This is a genomic window from Brevibacterium sp. (assembly GCF_031179145.1).
GTDB lineage: Bacteria > Actinomycetota > Actinomycetes > Actinomycetales > Brevibacteriaceae > Brevibacterium.
Window position 1 is genome coordinate 77,772 of the sequence record NZ_JAPSIB010000007.1, and the last position, 19,570, is coordinate 97,341.

Annotated in this window: 22 protein-coding genes, 1 tRNA gene and 1 pseudogene; 12 read left to right on the top strand and 12 right to left on the bottom strand. The window is 67.2% G+C overall.

Translation table 11 applies throughout. From position 1 onward, the window contains the following. Positions 1 to 621 carry a DUF47 domain-containing protein gene (locus tag RIT73_RS07140; RefSeq protein WP_309131377.1) on the bottom strand — a complete coding sequence of 207 codons (621 nt, stop codon included), beginning with the start codon at positions 619 to 621 and terminating at the stop codon, positions 1 to 3. A 249-nt stretch (positions 622 to 870) separates the two neighbouring features. After that, positions 871 to 1,458 carry a hypothetical protein gene (locus RIT73_RS07145; RefSeq protein ID WP_309131378.1) on the bottom strand — a complete coding sequence of 196 codons (588 nt, stop codon included), beginning with the start codon at positions 1,456 to 1,458 and terminating at the stop codon, positions 871 to 873. Positions 1,459 to 1,657: 199 nt separating this feature from the next. Here RIT73_RS07145 and RIT73_RS07150 point away from each other — a divergent pair, with 199 nt between their 5' ends. Further along, entirely contained in the window at positions 1,658 to 2,605 is a 948-nt protein-coding gene (locus tag RIT73_RS07150) for a hypothetical protein (protein ID WP_309131379.1), read from the top strand. A 97-nt stretch (positions 2,606 to 2,702) separates the two neighbouring features. Next, positions 2,703 to 2,775, top strand: a tRNA-Lys gene (locus RIT73_RS07155). Between the two features lie 45 nt (positions 2,776 to 2,820). Here RIT73_RS07155 and RIT73_RS07160 read toward each other — a convergent pair. Further along, positions 2,821 to 3,114, bottom strand: coding sequence for a DUF503 domain-containing protein (locus tag RIT73_RS07160; protein WP_309131380.1), 294 nt, complete (start codon positions 3,112 to 3,114; stop codon positions 2,821 to 2,823). 75 nt (positions 3,115 to 3,189) lie between these two features. Between RIT73_RS07160 and RIT73_RS07165 the strand changes: the two genes are divergently transcribed. Further along, positions 3,190 to 3,813, top strand: coding sequence for a cyclodeaminase/cyclohydrolase family protein (locus RIT73_RS07165; RefSeq protein ID WP_309131381.1), 624 nt, complete (start codon positions 3,190 to 3,192; stop codon positions 3,811 to 3,813). Further along, positions 3,810 to 4,262, top strand: coding sequence for an RDD family protein (locus tag RIT73_RS07170; protein ID WP_309131382.1), 453 nt, complete (start codon positions 3,810 to 3,812; stop codon positions 4,260 to 4,262). Before RIT73_RS07165 ends, RIT73_RS07170 begins: the two co-directional genes overlap by 4 nt. A gap of 51 nt (positions 4,263 to 4,313) precedes the next feature. Here RIT73_RS07170 and RIT73_RS07175 read toward each other — a convergent pair. Both RIT73_RS07175 and RIT73_RS07180 read right to left on the bottom strand, forming a co-directional pair. Further along, a pseudogene (locus tag RIT73_RS07175) lies at positions 4,314 to 4,594 on the bottom strand (DUF503 domain-containing protein). Positions 4,595 to 4,716: 122 nt separating this feature from the next. Next, the gene (locus tag RIT73_RS07180) at positions 4,717 to 5,901 is read right to left on the bottom strand and encodes a helix-turn-helix transcriptional regulator (RefSeq protein ID WP_309131383.1); all 1,185 of its coding nucleotides are present in this window, start codon (positions 5,899 to 5,901) and stop codon (positions 4,717 to 4,719) included. 144 nt (positions 5,902 to 6,045) lie between these two features. Between RIT73_RS07180 and RIT73_RS07185 the strand changes: the two genes are divergently transcribed. Next, complete coding sequence (locus RIT73_RS07185) at positions 6,046 to 7,422, top strand: FAD-binding protein (RefSeq protein WP_309131384.1); 1,377 nt, start codon at positions 6,046 to 6,048, stop codon at positions 7,420 to 7,422. A 91-nt stretch (positions 7,423 to 7,513) separates the two neighbouring features. Here the strand turns inward: RIT73_RS07185 and RIT73_RS07190 are convergent, their stop codons facing one another. From RIT73_RS07190 to RIT73_RS07215, 6 genes are all read right to left on the bottom strand, one after another. Further along, positions 7,514 to 8,755 carry a DUF4872 domain-containing protein gene (locus RIT73_RS07190; RefSeq protein ID WP_309131385.1) on the bottom strand — a complete coding sequence of 414 codons (1,242 nt, stop codon included), beginning with the start codon at positions 8,753 to 8,755 and terminating at the stop codon, positions 7,514 to 7,516. Positions 8,756 to 8,962: 207 nt separating this feature from the next. Then, positions 8,963 to 9,931: an ArsA family ATPase gene (locus RIT73_RS07195; RefSeq protein ID WP_309131386.1), complete on the bottom strand. Its 969-nt coding sequence runs from the start codon at positions 9,929 to 9,931 to the stop codon at positions 8,963 to 8,965. Continuing rightward, complete coding sequence (locus RIT73_RS07200) at positions 9,922 to 10,215, bottom strand: cory-CC-star protein (protein WP_309131387.1); 294 nt, start codon at positions 10,213 to 10,215, stop codon at positions 9,922 to 9,924. Before RIT73_RS07200 ends, RIT73_RS07195 begins: the two co-directional genes overlap by 10 nt. Further along, on the bottom strand, positions 10,212 to 11,909 hold the full coding sequence (locus RIT73_RS07205; RefSeq protein ID WP_309131388.1) for a carbon starvation protein A: 1,698 nt from the start codon (positions 11,907 to 11,909) through the stop codon (positions 10,212 to 10,214). The genes RIT73_RS07200 and RIT73_RS07205 overlap by 4 nt, the downstream gene beginning before the upstream one ends. 138 nt (positions 11,910 to 12,047) lie before the next feature. Then, on the bottom strand, positions 12,048 to 12,299 hold the full coding sequence (locus RIT73_RS07210) for a PspC domain-containing protein (protein ID WP_309131389.1): 252 nt from the start codon (positions 12,297 to 12,299) through the stop codon (positions 12,048 to 12,050). Positions 12,300 to 12,402: 103 nt separating this feature from the next. Then, the gene (locus RIT73_RS07215; RefSeq protein WP_309131390.1) at positions 12,403 to 13,941 is read right to left on the bottom strand and encodes a PLP-dependent aminotransferase family protein; all 1,539 of its coding nucleotides are present in this window, start codon (positions 13,939 to 13,941) and stop codon (positions 12,403 to 12,405) included. 117 nt (positions 13,942 to 14,058) lie between these two features. Here RIT73_RS07215 and RIT73_RS07220 point away from each other — a divergent pair, with 117 nt between their 5' ends. Together RIT73_RS07220 and RIT73_RS07225 are read left to right on the top strand one after the other, a co-directional pair. Next, positions 14,059 to 14,538 (top strand): GNAT family N-acetyltransferase, encoded by a 480-nt coding sequence (locus RIT73_RS07220; protein ID WP_309131391.1) that lies wholly within the window; start codon positions 14,059 to 14,061, stop codon positions 14,536 to 14,538. Continuing rightward, positions 14,538 to 15,254, top strand: a complete 717-nt coding sequence (locus tag RIT73_RS07225; RefSeq protein ID WP_309131392.1) for a GNAT family protein — start codon at positions 14,538 to 14,540, stop codon at positions 15,252 to 15,254. Before RIT73_RS07220 ends, RIT73_RS07225 begins: the two co-directional genes overlap by 1 nt. Here the strand turns inward: RIT73_RS07225 and RIT73_RS07230 are convergent. Next, positions 15,230 to 16,357 carry a calcium:proton antiporter gene (locus RIT73_RS07230; RefSeq protein WP_309131450.1) on the bottom strand — a complete coding sequence of 376 codons (1,128 nt, stop codon included), beginning with the start codon at positions 16,355 to 16,357 and terminating at the stop codon, positions 15,230 to 15,232. The two genes, RIT73_RS07225 and RIT73_RS07230, sit on opposite strands and share 25 nt — an antisense overlap. A gap of 178 nt (positions 16,358 to 16,535) precedes the next feature. On the opposite strand from RIT73_RS07230, the gene RIT73_RS07235 reads away from it, so the two are divergent. The 5 genes from RIT73_RS07235 to RIT73_RS07255 all read left to right on the top strand — a co-directional run bounded on the left by RIT73_RS07235 (position 16,536) and on the right by RIT73_RS07255 (position 19,546). Further along, entirely contained in the window at positions 16,536 to 17,132 is a 597-nt protein-coding gene (locus RIT73_RS07235; protein ID WP_309131393.1) for a hypothetical protein, read from the top strand. Between the two features lie 87 nt (positions 17,133 to 17,219). Then, the gene (locus RIT73_RS07240) at positions 17,220 to 17,813 is read left to right on the top strand and encodes a DUF305 domain-containing protein (RefSeq protein ID WP_309131394.1); all 594 of its coding nucleotides are present in this window, start codon (positions 17,220 to 17,222) and stop codon (positions 17,811 to 17,813) included. Positions 17,814 to 17,857: 44 nt separating this feature from the next. Then, positions 17,858 to 18,463, top strand: coding sequence for a CueP family metal-binding protein (locus RIT73_RS07245; protein WP_309131395.1), 606 nt, complete (start codon positions 17,858 to 17,860; stop codon positions 18,461 to 18,463). Positions 18,464 to 18,584: 121 nt separating this feature from the next. Beyond that, a complete protein-coding gene (locus tag RIT73_RS07250; protein ID WP_309131396.1) occupies positions 18,585 to 18,716 on the top strand; it encodes a hypothetical protein in 132 nt (43 codons plus the stop codon). A 134-nt stretch (positions 18,717 to 18,850) separates the two neighbouring features. Then, positions 18,851 to 19,546 carry a hypothetical protein gene (locus RIT73_RS07255; RefSeq protein ID WP_309131397.1) on the top strand — a complete coding sequence of 232 codons (696 nt, stop codon included), beginning with the start codon at positions 18,851 to 18,853 and terminating at the stop codon, positions 19,544 to 19,546. Positions 19,547 to 19,570: the final 24 nt, after the last annotated feature.

A 19,570-nucleotide genomic window follows, 5' to 3' on the forward strand; every position in this document is an offset into this window, starting at 1 on the left:
CTACGACTCCTTGATCGCGATCGAGGCGACGACCTTGCCGAGCTCGGTGAAGCCGTGGGCGGCACGGACGAAGGCCTGTCCCAGCTGGGACACCGCTGCCATGTAGGTCAGGCCACGCTTCGAGTTGGTCACCGCGTCGGACATTCGCCACTGCAGGCTCTCGACCTGGTATGTCAGTCTGTTGATCGCATCGACATAGTCCCACTGGTCGAACTTGCCGGGCAGGCGGGTGATCATCCGACTCGTGTGGTCCGTCTGATTGGACAGGACGGCGAGGGTCTCGAGGACTCCGGACGGAAGTTCGTCGAATGCTTCGGAGGCGAGGACGAATCCGACGCCGTGGAGCCGATGGCAGATGTCTCGCATATGGTGGCCGAGCAGATAGAGGTCGTTGCGGTCGAACGGGGTGATGTAGTTCTCGCGCAGGGCTCGCAGGACGGCCCCCATGTCGTCGTCGGCGCGGTCGCTGATCTCTTGAAGGCGAGCCGCGACATCGCGTCGCTCGGTGACTTCGATACCGGAGAGTTCGGCCAGCACCAGGTTGCATTGGCGCATCTGTCCGACCAGGTCGGACATCCGCTCGTAGAAGACAGTGTCCTGCGGAACGCGTCTGAGCCGCATGCCATCCTCCTGCCCGGCCCGGGCGAGCCGGACGAATCATGCCTAAGTTGTGAGCCGGACGCTGAACCGCGAGAGCGCCTCTCGGCGATAGGCCGCTCGCAGCGGCTGAGGTTGGAGCCCGGGGCTTCGGCGATCCAGCGTCCGGTGGCCTCGAGGGCCACACACCACGATACCTGTTCACGCTCCTGAGTAAACCGTCGCCGGGGAATCGAGGCGATTGAAAAATCTCACACCCGCAGGTGCGGGCGTTCAGTCGAGTCCGCCGTTGCGGCGCGAGAGTGCGGCGTCGCGCAGATCCCGCGAGAGCTGCTCGAGGCGAGCGCGGACGTCCTCGCTGCCAGCGCCCGCCGCGCAGAGCCGGACGAAGGCCGCAGCCCGCAGGAGGGCGATGACGACATCCCCGCGGAACGCTCCGGCAAGGATCTCATCGATGGCGCGAGCCACCTCGGCGGGGCCGGCGGGGATCTCGACCCCGGCGAGGATCTCGTCCATGCCGATGCCCTCGGTCAGCTGTCTCTGCCCGGTGGCGAACATGTCGCTGAGCTCACGCGGCTGGGTGCGGATCCACTCCCGCAGAGCGTAGAGCCGCCAGAGCGCGCCGGGGGCGGACACGGCGGGAGCGCTCGACCACATCTCGGCGATGACTTCGAGGCCGATGTCCTCGGTCAGTTCGACGAACCGCCTGGTCGCGGCTTCGTCGCGGTGTCCGTGGACATCGCCGAGCAGGAGCGCGGCAGTGGCGTGGGACGTCTCGGATCGGGTGACCGGATCGGTCGAACCGCTCAAGGATTCGAGATCGGCCAGCGGGATGGGACGGTGGAACGGTCGCTGTGTCATCGTCGACCAATTCTAGTCCTCGAACCGGCCGGGGGCACTGTGGTCGTGTGGAGCCGCCGAGTCTGTCGCAATACGGTCAGGGAACACTGGCCCGTCTCACAGTGGCCCGAACTAGACTGAAGGCGATGCTTGCAGGCAGGGTACTCTGTCCTGATCTGCGATGCGCGGACTCGAACTGTTGAACGCGGAAGGGACTCTCGTGGCCAAATCGTATGTGGTGAGAAAAGGGCTGGACCGGGCGGCGAAATTCGCCGTCAACGAGGATGGGTCGCTTCATCCCCGGACCCAGTCGATGCTGTCGAAGCTGCTCTCCGTGCAGCGTCCCGTTGCGCTGGCCTACGTCCGCAGCCTGCGCCGCAAGCACCCCGAGGCGACTCCCGAGGAGCTCATCGCGATCATTCGCCGGCATTATCTGACGCTGACGACCTCGGGAGGCGCGGCTGTCGGCGCGACTGCCGCGATTCCGGGTCTGGGCACGACCGCTGCACTGGGGGTCGCCGCTGTGGAGACTGCCGGGTTCCTCGAGGGCACGGCGCTGTTCGCCCAGGCCGTCTCCGAGATCCACGGACTGCCGGTCAAGGACGCGAACCGTGCGAACGTGCTGGTGCTGGGCCTGATGCTCGGCCAGGACGGGAAGAACCTGGTCCAGAAGCTCGGCAAGGAGTCCGTCGGCCCGGAGGCGGTCCTCGGCAACTGGGGCTCCGTCGTCACCAAGCAGCTGCCCGGCCCGTTCGTCGACATCCTCTTCCGCAAGCTGCGCAAGACGTTCATCCGCAAGTTCGCGACCCGCGCCGGTGGGTCACTGGTGGGACGCCTGCTGCCGTTCGGCGTCGGGGCGGTCGTCGGTGCCGTGGTCAACTCGCAGATGTCGCGGAAGGTCGCCGCCGAGGCGAACGACGCGTTCGGTCCTGCTCCGACCGTGTTCCCGCTGGAGACAGATCCGGAGTTCGTGCCCCCGAAGAAGGATCGGAAGCTCCTGTCGACGCTCAAGCACGTGGCCGCGCTGCGCGGCAAGATCAAGAAGAGCAAGCCGATCGAGAGCGATGTCGTCGACGAGGCGGTGGCGATCGAAGGACCCGCGCCCGAAACGGCGATTCCCGATTCGACGGACATCCGCACGACCGCTCGGAATGACCAGGAGCAGTAGGTCCTCCGGTTTGGGAAAACACCTCGCCTCGCTCTAATATTGGTGAGTCTCCGATTGAGCGTGCGCAAGTTTCGTGTCGCACGCTGCGGTTGGGGCGGGGCCTCTAGCTCAGTTGGTAGAGCAGCGGACTTTTAATCCGCGGGTCGTGGGTTCGATCCCCACGGGGCCCACCGTGACACCATGGACTTCACCAGTCCAGTTCCACTGGAACACACTCAATCGTCGCTGCTCCACAGTTGTCGGCGGGCCGTCAGCAGCTCGATCTCAGGGCGCTCGGCTACGAAACGCTCAGCCTGGTCCAAAACCTCGACCACGCGGCCGCGGTCCCCGGCGACCAAGCCCACACCGATGGCCGCACGCCGGTGCAGATCCTGGTGATCGACCTCAGCTACCGAGGCGTCATACCGCCGCCTGAGGCCGGCCAGGATCGGGCGCACCACTGCCCGCTTGGCCTTCAGCGAATGCACGTCGCCAAGCAACAGGTCGAATTCGATCCAACCGATCCACATTGCTTCATTATGCCGCCCGATGGGTTCGTGGCAGTATCTTTTCTGAAGGTTACTGCAGGCGGACCGGAGGAACGCATGATCGGCGATGAAAGCATCAGGGAGTACCTGGACCGCACGGCTTCCCATGCGCCTGCCCCCGGTGGCGGAGCCGCAGCGGCCCTCCAATTGGCCCAGGCGGCGGCGCTGACTGCCATGTCCGCCAGGTTCACCACGGGCGCCAACTTCGCCCAGCACGCCCCGCTCGTCGAGCGTGTGCTCGCCGCCGCCCAACCGCTGATTGCCGAGTCCCTTGACGTGGGCGACGCTGACGCGGAGGCCTTCGCGAGGGTCGCCGACGCCTATGCCCTGCCGCAGGGCTCGGCAGCGGAAAAGGATGAACGGACCGCAGCAATCCAGGCGGCGTTGGTCGAAGCGACCGAGCCCCCGCAGCAACTGATCGAGCTGGCCCGGAGCATCTCGGCACTCGGCGAAGAACTGCTCGGTTGCGCCAATCCGAATATCCTCAGCGATATCACTGCGGCCGCGGCGGCGGCACGAGCAGCCGCCACAATCGCGCAGGCCACGCTGGAGATCAACCTGGCCAGCGTCAAGGACAGCTCCGCCCGCCGGACGATCGAGGACCGCATCCACGCCGCGGACGACGTCATCGACTTCTGCAACGGCCTCATCGTCCGAACCCGGGAGGAGATCGCCCGGTGACCGTGACCACCTCGCACCATGGGCACGGCACCTGGCGGCGTGGTCAGCTGCTCCGTCCCGCCTCGGCGACGCGTCGTTGGTGGGCCCGCATCATCGACGCCCTGCTCATCCTCGTTCTGACTTCGGTCACCGCTGTGACGGCAATGTCCCTGTACGGAGCGACCGTGCTCAGTCTGGACGCTGCCACCGCCGCGGCACTGCTCAGCTACCCGGCGGTCCTGCTCCTGTTCGGCGCACTCTACGGGTGCACCCTCTCACCGGGTCAGGCCATGATGGGAGTCGTCTCCCTGAGGACTCACGACGGGAGAAGAGTCGGCTTCTGGAGAGGAATGGGACGCTACCTCGGCGTCGGTCTCTTCCCGATCGCCCTGGTGGTGCTCATCTGGACGCTCTTCGAGGCAACGAGCTTCGGCTCGGCACCGATCCGCGTCTGCCAGCGGGTTCGGTAGGAGCGTTTCGGCCGCATCCGACCTCGCGGGGCCCACCACGGAACATGAGTGTCACCAGCACGATTCCGCTGGAACTCGCTCAGTCGTCACTGCTCCACAGACCTCAGGGCACTCGGCGACGAAACGCTCGACCTGGTCCAGAATCTCGTCCACACGACTCTGTCCCCGGCGACCAGGCCCATACCGATGGCCGCGCGTCCGTGCAGGTCCTGGTGATCACCCTCGGCCACCGAGACCTCGTACCGCCGCCTGAGGCCGGCGATGAGCGGGCGCACCACCGCCCGCTTGGCCTTCAGCGAATGTACGTCGCCGAGCAACAGGTCGAATTCGATTCACCCGATCCACATTGCTTCATTATGCCGTCGGGCAACGGCTGGATCTACTCGTGGGCGACAGGGACCGCCCGGCGGCTCCGCGTCGGCCGACGTCCCTGAGCATCCGGCCGGGCCGGCGGTCACAGCTCCTGAGGTTCACGGCGTGGGGCGGCGAATGCCGTCCTCGACACACCGGAGCCACCGGAGTACCAGCCGCTCGGGCCGATGCGGGCACCCATTCGAGGCACGTACTGATCGAAGTACACGCGCGCGACGAGTTCACGCCGGCTGGAGACCCCGGCCTTGGTGAAGATCGACTTGAGGTGGTCCTGGACCGTGTAAGGCGAGAGGTGCAGCGCTGCGGCGATCCCCCGAGTGTCGATGCCGCGCAGCACGGCCGTGACCACGTCTCGCTCGCGGAGCGTGAGGTCGAACGCAGCCCCGATCAGGTCGATGACGTCCTGCGGTCGCGCCTCCTCGATCGTGACGACCACGTCACCAGCGCGGTCACCGGCACCGCCGAGTGGCGACGCGTGCAGCACGACCCAGACTCCATCCGCCGTGCGGGCGCGGATCCGCGGCACGGTGCCGACCTCGCCGCGGGCGAAGCGGCGGGCGCCGCTCACCAGTGCCTGCGCCGACGTCAATGGGTCGGCCATGCCGGGCACGGCAATCATCTGTGCAAGGAGCGCATGCGCGCCCGGAGTCGACTGCACGACGCGGTCGTGGGAGTCGAAGACGACGACCGCCGGGCCCGCCTGGGCTCCGGCCTCCTCTCTGCTGAGCTTGGCGAGCAGGCCGGTGCGGAAGCCGCGGGTGAACGCCGGCGCGACGGCCGATAGGAAGTCCAGCTCTTCCACCGCGAACGCCGGTTCGCCATTGCCCCGGAACAGCGAGATGTGTCCCCAGGCGCCGTTGCGGTCGACGAACGCGACGCGCGCTTCGTCGCGGAAATCGAAGTGGGGCACGAGGAGTTGGGACATGCGCACCGAGAGGTCCAGCACCCCCTGCGTCACATGATTCATGCCGATGGCGATCTGACCCGCTGCGACCATTGCGGTGATCGAGGTGGGATCGTCGCTGCCGTACTCGATCTGCGACCAGGTGACATCCTGCTCGTTGCGGCCGTCGAGCTCACCCAGCTTGCGTGAGCTCGAGATCATCGTCGTCGCCGGATCGAGCGTCGAGATGCACGCCGCCACGAACGGCACGACGTGCTGCAGCGTGGCCGCCGTCTCGTCGACGAAGCTGTGCAGCGGCAAGCCTGCGCGCGAGATCACGTCGATGTCGCTGCGCGCGCGACCGAGCGCCAGTGCCGAAGTCATGGACCAAGTGTGCTCCCGTGCAGCGTTCCGTCGCTACCCCCAGGCATCTGGGGGCGGAGATTCCCACACGAACTGGGATGTTCCCCGCCCGCCGCCGCCAGCCAGAGTAGAAGTGTCCCAATCGACTCTCATCCAGGAGCAATCATGACCCTTGCCGACTTCACCACCACGGCCGACGCGCGACCGGCATCCCTTCGGGACGCGCTCGGCGACCGCGTCCTGTTCGCGGGAGATCCCGGCTACGATGCGGCACGCGTGCCGTGGAACGTGGCCGTTGACCAACGTCCCTACGCGGTGGTCCGGCCCGAGACTCCCGAAGAGGTGGTCGAGGTCGTCCGCGCCGCCGCGGCAGCCGGACTCCGCGTCGCCCCGCAGTCGACCGGCCACGCCGCCGCCGCGCTCGCCGATACCGATCTCGCCAACGTCGTTCTCGTCTCGCTCGCGGGCATGCGCGGGGTGACTGTTGACCCTGTCACGCGCACTGCCCGGGTGCTGGGTGGCTCGCTCTGGAACGACGTCATCGAGGCCACCGCGCCCCACGGTCTGACCGCGCTGCACGGCAGTGCGGGCGATGTCTCCGTCGTCGGCTACACCCTGAGCGGCGGCCTGTCATTCTACGCCCGCGCCCACGGGCTTGCGATCAACACCGTCCAAGCGGTGCAGGTCGTCATCGCCGACGGCAGCCTTGTGAGAGCGAGCGCCGACGAAAACGCTGAGCTTTTCTGGGCGATGCGCGGTGGCTCGGGGGCTTTCGGCGTCGTCGTCTCGCTCGAGCTCGATCTGCTGTCGTACACCGATGTGTTCGCCGGCATGATGCTGTGGGATGCATCGCGAGCGGTCGAGATCTCACACACATGGGCGGAATGGACCGCCACAGCGCCCGAGTCCGCGACGACCACGCTTCGGGTGATGAATTTCCCGCCGCTGCCCGAACTGCCACCGTTTCTGTCGGGCCGATCCGTGGTCGTGATCGACGGGGCGATCCTGGAGACGGATGCCGTGGCGTCCGCGCTTCTCGCGCCGCTCCGCGCGCTGGCCCCCGAGATGGATACGTTCACACGCATCCCGGCCGCAGGCCTCCTCGCGGTGCACATGGACCCGCCCGGGCCGACACCCGCCGTGACGGCGCACTCGATGCTGATGGAGCTCCCGGCCGAGGCAGTGGAGGCGTTCGTCGCGGCTGGTGCCACGCCGGGGGTGTTCTTCGCAGAACTGCGCCATCTAGGTGGTGCGATTGCGCGGCGACCTGAGCACGCCGGCGCGGTCGCCTCGGCCGAGGGCGCATATCTCGCTCACACGGTGGCGATGGTGCCGTTTCCTGAAGCGGAGGCGGAGGCGGATGACGCGGTGCGGGCAGGACTGGCCGCGCTCGAACGGTGGAAGGCTTCCAATCTCATGCTCAACTTCATCGACGGCGGCGCCGACCGCGATGCCGGTTTCGGTGAGGCCGTCGAGCGTCTGCGCGCACTCAAGCAGCGCTTCGACCCACACGACGTCTTCGCGTCGGCGCACGCGCTCTGAGCGCCGATCGGTCCGTCTGGCGAGGTCCCGGCGGACCGATCACGGCCGTGGCAGTCTGTCTTCCGCCCCCGGTCGGGTCGAAGGGCGCACTTCAATCAGCGGCCGCCTCGGCGAGCTCACGTGCCGCCCGGGCTTCGAGGTCGGCGAGTTCGTCCAGTCTGTCGGCCAGACGAGCGAAGTGGGCGCAGCGGCCCTCCGCGGTGACATCGGGGTTGCTCTCGTCAATGAGGCCGTCCCACAGCGGTGCCAGTCTCCGGTAGCTGGCCGCAGACTGCTCGAGAGTTCCGAGGCCGGGCAGCTCGGCCGCCTCTGTCAGGAAATCGGCGTAGAGCCCACGCAGACCCCCTGGCCCGCCCCACCGGTTTCCGCCTGCGGTGAGCTGAACCATCTCCAGGCCCTCCCGCAGACGTCGCTGGTCGGCGAACAGTGTCGACCATCCCCGCTTCGAGCGTTCATCGCGCAACAGTCCCGCCCAGGTACGCATACCCTGCACCCCGAACTTCGGCAGCCATGACGACGGGATGCCCTCCAGCGGCAGCGTTCCCAGCAGCCGGCCGGTCGTCTCCGCGATCGCGATCCTCACCTGTTCGGCGAGCTGCTCGATGCCGTGCCCGCCGGGTTCGGTCGCGATGCTCACGGCCCAATGCCGGTCGGCCCTGCGTCTGCGCCTGGCCTCGGCGAGCTCAGTCCGCTTCAGCCGGCGCAGACGGTCGGCGTCGTCTTCACCCGGGCTCCATCCGCCTCCGTCGACGAGGCGGTCGTCCCCGTCCCGCCCGACCACGGCGATGTCGATCGATTCCTGGTACAGCGGACCATCTGAGGAGATCCAGGGGAGCGCTCCGTGGGTCACACGGACGACGCATGCTCGGCCCGCCTCCAGGGCGGAGTCGAGTGCGTCGGCTGCCGCCTTCGCCCCCGTGGTGCCGGTGCGGTCGAGGGCGACACCGGAACGGTCGAGCATCCGGTCCGTATAGGCCTCGGGATGGGCACGCAGCACCACGGTCGCGGTGGTCAGCTCCTGGTAGCTGAAGGTGGCGAACATGAAGCCGATCCCTCCGCCGAGCCCGGCGAGCATCGCGGGGCTGAAGGGCTCGCCGGTGAGCGGGTTCTCCACTCCGGCCTGCGCAAGGATCCGGTGCCAAAGTGCCGCGTCATATTGGGCGGTCGATGAATCGGCTCCGATCGGCAGTGCAGGATATCCCGGGAGCAGGCCGGGTTCAGGGGCAGGCGTCGGGCGAGCTGCCATGATGCGCAGGCGGGCCGTGGTGTAGCGTTCGCCGGTCTTCTTCATCCGCTCGCGGACAAGACTCTTGAAATGCTTGTTCTGGACCATGATGGTTCCTTCCACGCGGGCAGAATCCTGGTCCCACGCACCGCAGACACGCCCGCACACGAAGGTGCCACTGAGCCGATGACCCGAAGGCTGAACCTCCTTTGCCCCGTGGGTCCGGTGGCGTGGGCGCCGGCGGCGGGGGTGGGCGTTGGGTCGCGCCACTCCCGATCCTAGTACGCCCTCGCAACCGGCGACAGGGCAGAAGCTTCACTCGCGCCGCAGGTGCTCGATCAGCCCATCGAGTTCGCCGCGCTGGGCTGTGGCCGAAGGCAGGAGCGGAAGCTCGGTGACTGGGACCTCGGGCAGCTGCTCACGCACCCGGTCGAGGAGCTTCGCCTCCGCCCGTCGCCGCCCAGCCAGCAGCTCCCCGGCATCGTCGGGTGAACGACGATTGGCGACCAGGCCCGCGACGTCGATGCCCAGATCATTCAGGTGTCCGTGCAGTTCGATGGTCTCGGCGACCGGCATCGCCTCGGCGGTGAACACGATGATGAACGCGGTGCGATCGGCGTCGAGCAGGGTCGAACGCAGCGTCTCGAAGCGCTCCTGACGGCGGAGGAGAGTCGCCCGGAGCCGGGAGTCCGCGTCCTCCCGCTGCGCCTTCGCTCCCCCGAGACCGTGCAGGGCAGAGGCGAACTTCTCGGACCTGTCCCGATTGGCGAGGAGTTCTCCTGTCCACGTCGAGAGGCGGCCGGGCAGAGCCATCAGCCGCACGGTGTGTCCGGAGGGTGCCGTGTCGAACACGATCCGGTCATAGTCGGAGAAGCCGTCGGCGACCACCTCGGCGATCCGGTCGAGAATCGCGGATTCATGGCTGCCGGGGGCATGGCGAGCCAACTCGAGATGCCGGCGGGCAGCCTCCTGCATGTGCTCGGGCACAAGCTCGGCCATGGTCGCCCCGACCGCGGCGAAGTGCCGCGACACTGTCGCCTCGGGATCGATCTCGAGACCGTCGAGATGCCCGGTGTCAGCCGCCAGGAGCCGCCTCGGTCGATCGCCGATCTCGGTCGACCAGAGGTGACCGAGGTTGTGGGCAGGGTCCGTCGAGACGACGAGAACCCGGTCCCCCGCCTCGGCGAAGGAAGCACCGAGCGCGGATGCGACGGAGGTCTTGCCCACACCGCCCTTGCCACCGACGAAGATGACCCGGCGGGTCTCGAGGAGTTTCAGCAGCATGAGATGTGCTCCAAGGGTGACCGGCGCATGCCCATCCGACGGTGCCAGTCGTGGAAGTTCTCATAGAGGACGGGCATCAGCTCAGCAGTGTAGTAGGCGGCCGGGTCCGGCACACCGAGGGCCTCGGCCAGGACAATGAGGGTGAAGAAGTCGTCCTCGTCCCGCTGAGCCCGCGCGAAGGTGCGCCGATACGGACCCATGTAGTATTCGCGCAGCCCCTCGGAGAACGCCGACAGGCGCCGGGCCCAGGTGGCCCAGCGCCCGTCAGCAGGAGAATCGGTCATCTGTTACGACTGGAGTAGGCGGCGTCCGCATCGAGCGCCTCCGGCTCGTCGATGCGCGCGCGGCGCATCGCGCCGATCGCCTCCACGGCCACCCAGACCGCGGCGATGATGATGACGATGTCGATGACCAGCAACAGCCAGTCGCCGTCAGCCGTGAGCGATTGCAGCTGCACTATGGCGGCGTAGAACGACATGACGAACACGAACACCAGTGGGATGAGCGCCGGCCACGGATTGCGGCGCTTGCGCAGGAGGATGACGGCCAGGATCGACAGGGTCAGTGAAGCCATCAGCTGGTTGGTGGTTCCGAACAGCGGCCAGATCCGCAGTCCGCCCTCTCCCTCGAGGCCCTGGCTGAACGTCAGTGCCAGCACCAGTCCGACGACGATCACGGTGGCGGTGTACTTGCCGACCTTCCAGCCGAAGGATTCGCCGATCTCCTGGATGACGAAGCGGTGCAGTCGCACACCGGTGTCGAGAGTCGTGGCTGCGAAGAGGATGGTCATGGTGGCCAGCACTGTGGCCGCGAGTGAGGCGGGCAGGCCGAGGCCGTCGGAGACGATGGCGCCTCCGCCGGAGACGAAGGCTCCGACTCCACCTTCGTTGAATGCCGTGTAGACGGACTCCCACTCCGCCACCGTCTTGAAACCGGCGGTGGTGGCCAGAATCGCGCCGAGAGCCAGCAGGCCCTCGCCCACGGCTCCGAAGTACCCGACGAATCGGGCGTCGGGTTCCTTGTCGAGCTGCTTGGACGTGGTGCCCGAGGAGACCAGACCGTGGAATCCCGAGATCGCGCCGCAGGCGATGGTGACGAACAGCAGCGGCACGAGGCTCGGCGTACCCTCCGGCACCGCAGTGTTCCAGCTCGGGGCGACGACAGTCGGTGCCGAGAGCAGCACCGCTCCGAAGAGGATTCCGAGGCCGATGAAGAGCTGGACTCCGTTGATGTAGTCACGCGGCTGGAGGAGAACCCAGACCGGCAGCAGTGAGGCGATGGCGGAATAGAGCATGAGGGCGAGGATCCAGAAGGTGGCCGGAGACATGCCGAGGATCGGGTCCGGCAGCACGATCGGGAAGGCATCGCCGAGGAGGATGAGCGCGTAGAGCGCCACGACCCCGATCACGGTGACCGCGATGAGGTTCATCCTGTACCGGTAGACCGCCTGACCGACGAGCAGCGCCACGACGATCGCACCCCAGGAGGGGATGACGGCTTCCGGATTGCTGATGAGCAGATCCTTGATGATGACGGCGAACGCCATGAGGACCATCAGCAGGAGGACGAAGATGATGACGAGGAACAGGCTGGCCCCGCGTTTGCCGATGTAACGCTCGGACAGTGAGCCGATCGACTTCCCGCGGTTGCGGGCAGAGGCCCACAGCGCTCCGAAGTCGTGCATCCCGGCGAAGAAGATCGTGCCCAGAGTCACCCACAGGAAAGCGGGCAGCCAGCCCCAGATCACGGCGACAGCAGGACCTGCGATGGGCGCGGCCCCCGCCACCGAGGTGAAGTGGTGTCCCCACAGGATGTACTTGTTCGTCGGAACATAGTCCACCCCGTCCTTGAGCTCATGGGCTGGAGTGGAGAAGTCGGGGTCGAGTTGGAAGATCCTCTTCCCGAGGAACTTCGAATAGACGAAGTATCCCAAGGCGAAGATCCCCAGACCCACGAGGAGGAGAACTATTGAGTTCATGACTGGCGCATCCTTCCGGCGTCATTGTCGCAAGCCGATTTGCGCCCAGTCTATTCGTGTCCTTCTCCCAGCGCATTCACACCGTCGAAGTCGGTCCCCGGCGTCACCACCGGAGACGGCGTTGACCTGCTGGAGGACTCAGTTGAGCCGGGGACCGCCGAGGGATCGCTCGAGGGGGATGGAGTTGTCCTGCCATGGGGTGAGAACCCAGGCAATGAGGTAGGCCCCGACCCCGACGACGGGAAGCAGTGAGGCGACGAGGATGAGAAGGCGGACCAGCCACACGTTCATGTGCAGCGACTGAGCCAGACCGCCGGCGATGCCGCCGACGATTCGCTGTGGTCCGCGCCGGAAGCCGGATTGACGAATGGCGTTGAATATTCTGTTCATGTCTTCGACCATACGCCGTGCGCTCTCCGCCCGCAGTGGAGCAGACCCGTTGCCTCGCGGAGGATAACCCGAAACACGCCTTGCCCGTCTGTGCGACAGCAGGTCAGCTGTTCAGGACCTCTGTGATCGCGGCGAGCGCCGTGCGCAGTTCGAGGTCGCTCGGAGCCCCGTAGCCGAAGACGATCCCCCGCCGGCCAGGCCGTGTGTCCCGGTGGTAGTAGGCGCTCAGCGCGGCGAGACCGACGCCGCGCGCGGCCAAGGCGGCGACTACCTCGGCGTCGGTCCTCCCTGTCGTCCACGACAGGGTCGCGTGCAGCCCGCCTTCGACGGCGTCGAGTCTGACGTTCGGTCCGAGCTCAGCCGCTGCCGCGATGACGAGGGAGCGGCGGTGCCGGTACTCCCGCCCGACGCGGACGAGGTGACGCTTGAGCCCCCCGCTGCGAAGGAATTCAGCCAGGGCGGACTGGACGAAACCCGACACCGGCTGGCCGAGAGTCGCTCGCACTTCGAGGACGCGCGCCCGGAGTTCGGGATCAGGGATGACGAGGTAGCCGCAGCGCAGCCACGGGGTGAGGATCTTCGAGAAGCTGCCGATGAGCACGACCCGTCCTTCGGTGTCGAGGGATGCGATGGCGGGCAGCGAAGGAGCGCCGTGGCGGAATTCGCTGTCGTAGTCGTCCTCGATGATGACGGCGTCAGCCTTCCGCGCCCACTCAAGCAGCGCGAGCCTGGCCGCCACGGGCAGCCTGCCGCCCAGCGGGTATTGATGACTGGGAGTGAGCAGGGCCGCTGCGAACGGTCCCGGCGCACGTCCCAGCTCTGCCAGGTCCATTCCGCCCTCCCGCACGGAGATCGGCACCGGAATCGCGCCGAGGCGGTCGATGACCTTCCGCGCTGTTGGGTAGCCGGGGTTCTCCGTTGCGATTCGCAGCCCCGGGGCACCTGCGGCGCGCAGTCCGTGGAGGAGCAGCCCGAGCCCGTCGCTGGTTCCCGCGGTCACCACGACGTCCTCGACATCGCAGCGGACCCCGCGGGCCATCCGCAGATGAGCGGCGATCGACTTCCGCAGCTCGGGGTCGCCGCCGTCGGGAGGAGGCAGGCTCGGCAGATCGTGCCTGACGGCATCGCGCCACGCCGAGATCCATTCCCTGTTCTCCCCGAACCTCGTCGAGGGGCTGCCTGGAGAGAGGTTCACGACCGCCCTGACAGCGGCGACGTCCCTACCGGAGGCCGGTGTCGCGTTCGCCTGCCGCGAATGCGGCGGTGCCGCGTACGCCTGCCGCGAATGCGGATTCGGAGACTGGTGTCGAGGCACCCCTCGCCCCCGCCGACCTGAAGCCGATCGAGCAGGGGTCGGGGCGGCAGCGAGGTCGGGCCGTGGGAGATCCTCCGCCACGAAGGTCCCCGACCCCGGCACGCTGACGACGTAACCCTCGCCGGCGAGCTCCTCGTAGACGGAGACGACTGTGCCACGGGAGACTCCCATCGCCTCGGCGAACACCCGGGACGAGGGCAGAGGCTCGTTCGCGCGGATCTCCCCGGCCAGCAACGCGGTCCGCAGCTCCTCCACGAGGTATTCACGAGGGGATCGGCCCGCCGGTGGAGGGACGATGACGAGGTGGAAGGGGACGGCATGACGCATTCGCTCATTTTACTGGTCCAGCAGTAATCACCATTTCCGGCATTGTCCATGGTCCGGAACCGCTCGTAGTCTGGTCCTCAGTGACACCAGCGGATCCAACAGATGAGGAAGAACCCGATGAACCAGCACCAGCCGCCCGCCGTCCGTCCGCTCGAAGCCTCTGATGAGCACCGGTGGCGCGAACTCTTCCACGGCTACCGCGAGTTCTACCGTCTGCAGGAGTCGGATGAGGTCGTCTCGCGAGTGTGGTCCTGGCTGCGCGATCCCGAGCACGAGTGCCAGGGGCTTGTCGCCGAGACTGAGGACGGGATCGTCGCTGTCGCCCACTTCCGTCGCTTCTCCCGGCCTTCGACCGGAACCGTCGGCATCTGGCTCGACGATCTCTTCACCGTCCCCGAGGCGCGCGGCCGCGGAGTGGCTCGCGCCCTGATCGCCCACCTGCAGGAGATCGCCGGCGCCGAAGGCCGCTCCGTCGTCCGGTGGATCACCGCCGAGGACAACCACCAGGCGCAGGCCCTCTACGATCAGGTGGCCCGCCGCACGCACTGGGTCACCTACGACGCCGCGCCTGCACCTGCTGCGGACAGCAGGTCCTGATGCCGACGAACGATTACGGTCAGTCGGTCGGCGATCCACTCCCCGACTGGGCACCGGCGCGGCTGCCCGAAGCGCTGCGCCTCGAGGGGCAGCACTGCAACCTCGAGCGACTCGACCCCGACCGTCACGCCGCCGAACTCTTCGCGGCCTTCTCCTCCGCCTCCGACGGCCGTGACTGGACGTACATGCCCGTGGGTCCGTTCGACTCGTTCGACGACTATCGGGTCTGGGCCGAGGATGCCGCCGCTCAGACCGATCCGCGTCATTATGCGGTCATCGCCGCTCCCACGGGCCGGGCCGTAGGCACCCTCTCGCTCATGCGCCATGACCCCGCCAACGGAGTGATCGAGGTCGGCTACGTCGCGTTCTCCCCGCTGCTCCAGCGCACGGCGGCGGCGACCGAGGCCCAGTACCTGCTCATGCGCTACGCCTTCGACGACCTCGGCTATCGCCGCTACGAATGGAAGTGCGACGCCCTCAATGAACCTTCCCGTCGTGCGGCCGCTCGCCTCGGGTTCACCTACGAGGGCACGTTCCGACAGGCGGTCGTGACCAAGGGGCGCAATCGTGACACGGCATGGTTCTCGCTCCTCGACGGGGAATGGCCGCACGTGCGCAGAGCGTTCGAATCGTGGCTCGAGCGGTCCAACTTCACGCCTGAGGGAAGGCAGATCGCGCCCCTGAGGGCGGCTCAGACGAAGACACTGAGTCCATAGAGGACGAACAGCAGCAGGTGGGGTGCGCCGTGGAGCGCGGTGACCCGACCGCCGCCGAACGTCGTGACGGTGAGCAGGAGCGTGACGCCGAGGAGAACCAGATTGGCAGGAGTCTCGGCGAGGATGACGGTCTGTCCGGTGAGCAGGCCGATCGTCAGCACCGCGGGAATCGTCAGACCCACCGTAGAGACCAATGCCCCGTGGCAGAGGTTGCTCACGCGCTGGATCTCACCCATGTATGCGGCGCGGATGGTCGTGATGGTCTCCGGCAGGAAGACGATCATCGCGATGAGGATCCCGGACAGAGCGATCGGAGCGCCGAGGCGGTTCAGCCCGTCGTCGAGCAGCGCCGCCATGTCATGGGAGAGAAGGACGATGGGGACCACCGTCGCCACCAGCACTGCGGTCCGAGCGACCACCTCGGCGCGCGCGTTCTGCTGGGGTGCGAACTCTGCGTCCGAGTTCATCAGCCCCACTTCCCGGAAGTCCTCGCTTTGGGCTCCTATCTGCCGCCAGAGGAAGAACGCGTAGAGGACCACTGTGAGGACGATGATCGGGATCTCCTGCGTCGGCGAATACGCTCCCCGACTGCCGATGACCGCGGGCAGGGCGAAGGCGACCGCGGTGAGGACGACGAGCACCGACAGATAAGCCGACACCCCCGCCCGGTTCGGCCGGAGCCGGGAGTGGCGCAGCCCGCCGACGAGAAGGGCTGCGCCGACGACGAGGTTGAGGATGATCATCGACACCGCCATCACGGAGTCGCGGGCGATCGTCGCATGCTCGCCCGGACCGAGCATCACCGCGGAGATGAGAATGACCTCGATGAGCACGATCGACAGGGTGAGCACCAGGGTGCCGTAGGGATCGCCGAGGCGCCGGGCGAGATGCTCGGCTTCGGACACGACCCCGAAGGCGCAGACGACGATGACCAGCACGATCGCTGCGAGGACCGCAATGAGTGCGGGGCCGGGGAGAGGAGAGGCAAGAATCGGTCGGGCCGGGATCGTGAGGAGGAAGGCGCCCCATCCCAGAACCAGCCGGATGAGTGCTTTCGGAGTGAGAACTGTTCGGAGAGTCGTCGGTCGGAGTGTCTGCACCACCACTTGCTCGATTTTCTGCAGGGCCGTCCCAGCTCGTGCTCACGCCTGCGGGTCGTCCCACGGGCTGCTTCCCTCTCCATGCTAATCGGTGACGATGCCCCGATCGTCGCCGCCTCTGGCCGACGGTGTTTCGATAGGGGGCTGGGGTATCAGGGGTGATCGCCGTAGAATGTTCGTGATGCCGACGACTTCCGCCTGTTCGCCTCACCCGAGCCGCTTCTCGGCTCTGCGCGTCGTCGTGCTCGGCGGTCTGCTGGCGGTGCCGATCATCGTCGGACTCCTGTCGATGCACATCTTGGCCATGCACGGCAGCCCGGCCGCCCTGTGGGCGCAGTCCTCACCGCATTCCATCTCCGAGCATTCATCTGCCGACGCGGGCAATGTACACCATTCCGCGCATTCCGACGAACAGCTCGACGGACACGTTTCGGCAGACCGTGCGCACGCCTCGGCGGCGGGTCACTCGACCGCATACGCGGACCAGTCGTCGGCGACGGACCACTCGTCGGCACAGGCGGAACCGACGGAGCACACGTCCGCGTCGGAGCATCTGCCCGCTTGTCCCGGGTGTCAACCGCATGATGGCCATGTGGGAATGATGCTCGGCTGTGTCCTGGCGCTGCTCGCCGTCGCTCTCGTCCTCGCGCTTCCCCGGGTCCGACCGCAGTGGTTCCACGCCGAGCACCGGATCGCCGCTCGGCAACCTCTTCCGGCACGGCATGCCCGTCGCCCACGGGCACCCTCCTTGACGGTTCTGTGCATCAGTCGGACGTGATGGGGGCTTCCGCCCCGACCGCTCAGTCGAATCCGCCTGGGCGGACCGCCACCGACGACACGAACAGATGACACAAGGAGAACTGACATGAGAAATCGACTCTGCACTTTCAGCACCATCGCCCTGGCCACCTCACTCGCCCTCACCGGCTGTGGTGACAGCGGATCGCATTCCGGCGGCCACGGAGACAGTGCCGAGCCATCCGCCTCCGCCTCGTCCGCCGCCTTCAACGACGCCGACGCCAAGTTCGCCACCATGATGATTCCGCATCATCAGCAGGCGATCGAGATGAGCGACATGCTCCTCGCCAAAGACGGAGCCGACCCCAAGGTGGCTCAGCTGGCGAAGGACGTCAAGGAGGCCCAGGGTCCCGAGATCGAGCAGCTGAAGAAGTGGTCCGACGAGTGGAACGTCGGGGCCGACCACGGCTCCGGCCATGCGGGCCACGGTGACGGGATGATGAGCGGCGACGACATGAAGGCGCTGGAGGACGCGGACGGGCCCTCCGCCTCGAAGCTGTATCTCGAGCAGATGATCGAACACCACGAGGGTGCCGTCGCCATGGCGAAGACGGAGATCGAGGAGGGTCAGCACGCGGAGGCGGTCGACATGGCCAGGGAGATCGTGGCCAGCCAGACCAAGGAGATCGAGACGATGCGGACGCTGCTCTCCGAACTCTGAGGCCACGTGCCGAACTGACAACCACATCGATCCGAAGGACACCCATGTCACGATCAATTCCATCTCGGCGATCCCTGCGCCTCTTCGCCTCCGCCCTCTTCGTCGGTGCCCTGGCACTGTCCGGCTGCGCCACGGAGAAGCCCGTACCTGAGATGAAGCCCGCAACCGACTCGACCATCCTCACCGAGTACGGGCTCGACGGCCTCGACGTCCGGGAGATCATCGACACCCTGGACTCGACACCGGTCGCCGAACGGCCCACCGACCTGCTGGCGTCCGTTCGCCCGGACGCGCTGGAACTGAGCAGCAGCCTCGGCGAGGTTGCGCTGCCGATGCCCGATGACGAGGTCTATGTCTCGGTCGCCCCTTACCGGACGCAGACCCACGACTGCCATTTCCACAGTCTCACGACCTGCCTCGGTGAACTGTCGAACACCGAGGTGGATGTGACCGTCACCGACAGCACGACGGGCGAGACGGTGATCGACGAAACCCGGACCAGCTTCGACAACGGTTTCGTCGGCCTCTGGCTGCCGCGCGGAATCGAGGCCGAACTGCATCTGGAGAGCGGCGGGCTCAATGCCGACGTTCCCCTGTCCACGACGAGCGACGCCGATGCCACCTGCGTGACCACGGCCGAACTCAGCTGAGCCAGACCCGGCCGGTCGGAGGGCACCCGCGGACTGCGAGTGCCCTTCGGCCGACAGCACTGGTCCTCACTGGCTGAAGGTCGTCGCTCCGTCCCCGACCCATTCCCACAGCTGCACGGTCGTGGAACCGGCAGCTCTGGCCTTCGAGATCAACGGCCAGTTCCTCGCCGCGAATGCCGGCTGCAATCTGACGGAGAATCCAGCTGTCCTCGATCTGGCATACGCCGTCCTGCACCGACGGCTCGAGGGCTGAGCGCCGAGGCAGCCGACCGTTTGAGACTGCCCGGAGTTCCGGGCACCCGGCCCTGGTGCCCGGGACGCCGCCCGGACGAATGTTGACCTCGCACGCTCCGCCGATCCCGGCAGGGCACTCAACAAGGAGGTCCCATGTCCACCGTTCCCGAAGCCAACACCACCCCGACCACTCCTGCGCATCAGCACCCTCTCGCGCTCCGCCCGCCCCGAGCGTGGGCCTGGACCGGAGTTGCCGCCGGTGCGCTCGGCATCGCCACGATTCAGGCCTCTCTGGCCACCTCGATCAACTGGGCGGCCTCAGCGGGCGACGCCGATGCCATGCTCGCCGACGCCGCGGGCAAGCAGATGGCCTTCATCGTCTTCCATGTCCTGTCCATGCTCACCTTCCTCGCCTTGCCCGTCTTCGGCGCCGGCCTCAAACGCAGGCTCGACCAGCAGGGGCCTGCGAGCGGGCTGCACGGTCAAGTCGCTCTCGGCGGAATCATGCTCACCACGGTTGCCTTGCTCCTGGGCAGCGGCCTCAACACCCAATTCGCACTCGGCCTCTCGGACCCGTCGACGTACGTGCCCGAATCCGTCGCCTTCTACACCGACTGGGTAGCGACGATCCCCTGGCTGTGGGTGGGTACCGGACTGTCGGCCCTAGCGGTGGCGGCGGCCTCCCTGCGGCATGGGGCAGTGCACCGGTGGATCGGCATCGTCTCGCTCATCTTCGGCCTGCTCATCATCCTCACCGGGGTCTCGCCGTTCCAATACCTGGCCGGATTCATCGGCCCGGTCTGGGTGCTCATCGTCTCCCTCGGCTTCGCCTTGGGCGACCGGCGCTGACCGTGCGCGCGCCTCGGCCAGAGG

What these genes read in the sequence shown, in the direction of transcription:
- RIT73_RS07140 (WP_309131377.1), bottom strand. Translation starts at nt 621, where the DNA reads ATGCGGCTCAGACGCGTTCCGCAGGACACTGTCTTCTACGAGCGGATG.
- RIT73_RS07145 (WP_309131378.1), bottom strand. Translation starts at nt 1,458, where the DNA reads ATGACACAGCGACCGTTCCACCGTCCCATCCCGCTGGCCGATCTCGAA.
- RIT73_RS07160 (WP_309131380.1), bottom strand. Translation starts at nt 3,114, where the DNA reads ATGTGGATCGGTTGGATCGAATTCGACCTGTTGCTTGGCGACGTGCAT.
- RIT73_RS07165 (WP_309131381.1), top strand. Translation starts at nt 3,190, where the DNA reads ATGATCGGCGATGAAAGCATCAGGGAGTACCTGGACCGCACGGCTTCC.
- RIT73_RS07180 (WP_309131383.1), bottom strand. Translation starts at nt 5,901, where the DNA reads ATGACTTCGGCACTGGCGCTCGGTCGCGCGCGCAGCGACATCGACGTG.
- RIT73_RS07185 (WP_309131384.1), top strand. Translation starts at nt 6,046, where the DNA reads ATGACCCTTGCCGACTTCACCACCACGGCCGACGCGCGACCGGCATCC.
- RIT73_RS07190 (WP_309131385.1), bottom strand. Translation starts at nt 8,755, where the DNA reads ATGGTCCAGAACAAGCATTTCAAGAGTCTTGTCCGCGAGCGGATGAAG.
- RIT73_RS07195 (WP_309131386.1), bottom strand. Translation starts at nt 9,931, where the DNA reads ATGCTGCTGAAACTCCTCGAGACCCGCCGGGTCATCTTCGTCGGTGGC.
- RIT73_RS07200 (WP_309131387.1), bottom strand. Translation starts at nt 10,215, where the DNA reads ATGACCGATTCTCCTGCTGACGGGCGCTGGGCCACCTGGGCCCGGCGC.
- RIT73_RS07205 (WP_309131388.1), bottom strand. Translation starts at nt 11,909, where the DNA reads ATGAACTCAATAGTTCTCCTCCTCGTGGGTCTGGGGATCTTCGCCTTG.
- RIT73_RS07210 (WP_309131389.1), bottom strand. Translation starts at nt 12,299, where the DNA reads ATGAACAGAATATTCAACGCCATTCGTCAATCCGGCTTCCGGCGCGGA.
- RIT73_RS07215 (WP_309131390.1), bottom strand. Translation starts at nt 13,941, where the DNA reads ATGCGTCATGCCGTCCCCTTCCACCTCGTCATCGTCCCTCCACCGGCG.
- RIT73_RS07220 (WP_309131391.1), top strand. Translation starts at nt 14,059, where the DNA reads ATGAACCAGCACCAGCCGCCCGCCGTCCGTCCGCTCGAAGCCTCTGAT.
- RIT73_RS07225 (WP_309131392.1), top strand. Translation starts at nt 14,538, where the DNA reads ATGCCGACGAACGATTACGGTCAGTCGGTCGGCGATCCACTCCCCGAC.
- RIT73_RS07235 (WP_309131393.1), top strand. Translation starts at nt 16,536, where the DNA reads ATGCCGACGACTTCCGCCTGTTCGCCTCACCCGAGCCGCTTCTCGGCT.
- RIT73_RS07240 (WP_309131394.1), top strand. Translation starts at nt 17,220, where the DNA reads ATGAGAAATCGACTCTGCACTTTCAGCACCATCGCCCTGGCCACCTCA.
- RIT73_RS07245 (WP_309131395.1), top strand. Translation starts at nt 17,858, where the DNA reads ATGTCACGATCAATTCCATCTCGGCGATCCCTGCGCCTCTTCGCCTCC.
- RIT73_RS07255 (WP_309131397.1), top strand. Translation starts at nt 18,851, where the DNA reads ATGTCCACCGTTCCCGAAGCCAACACCACCCCGACCACTCCTGCGCAT.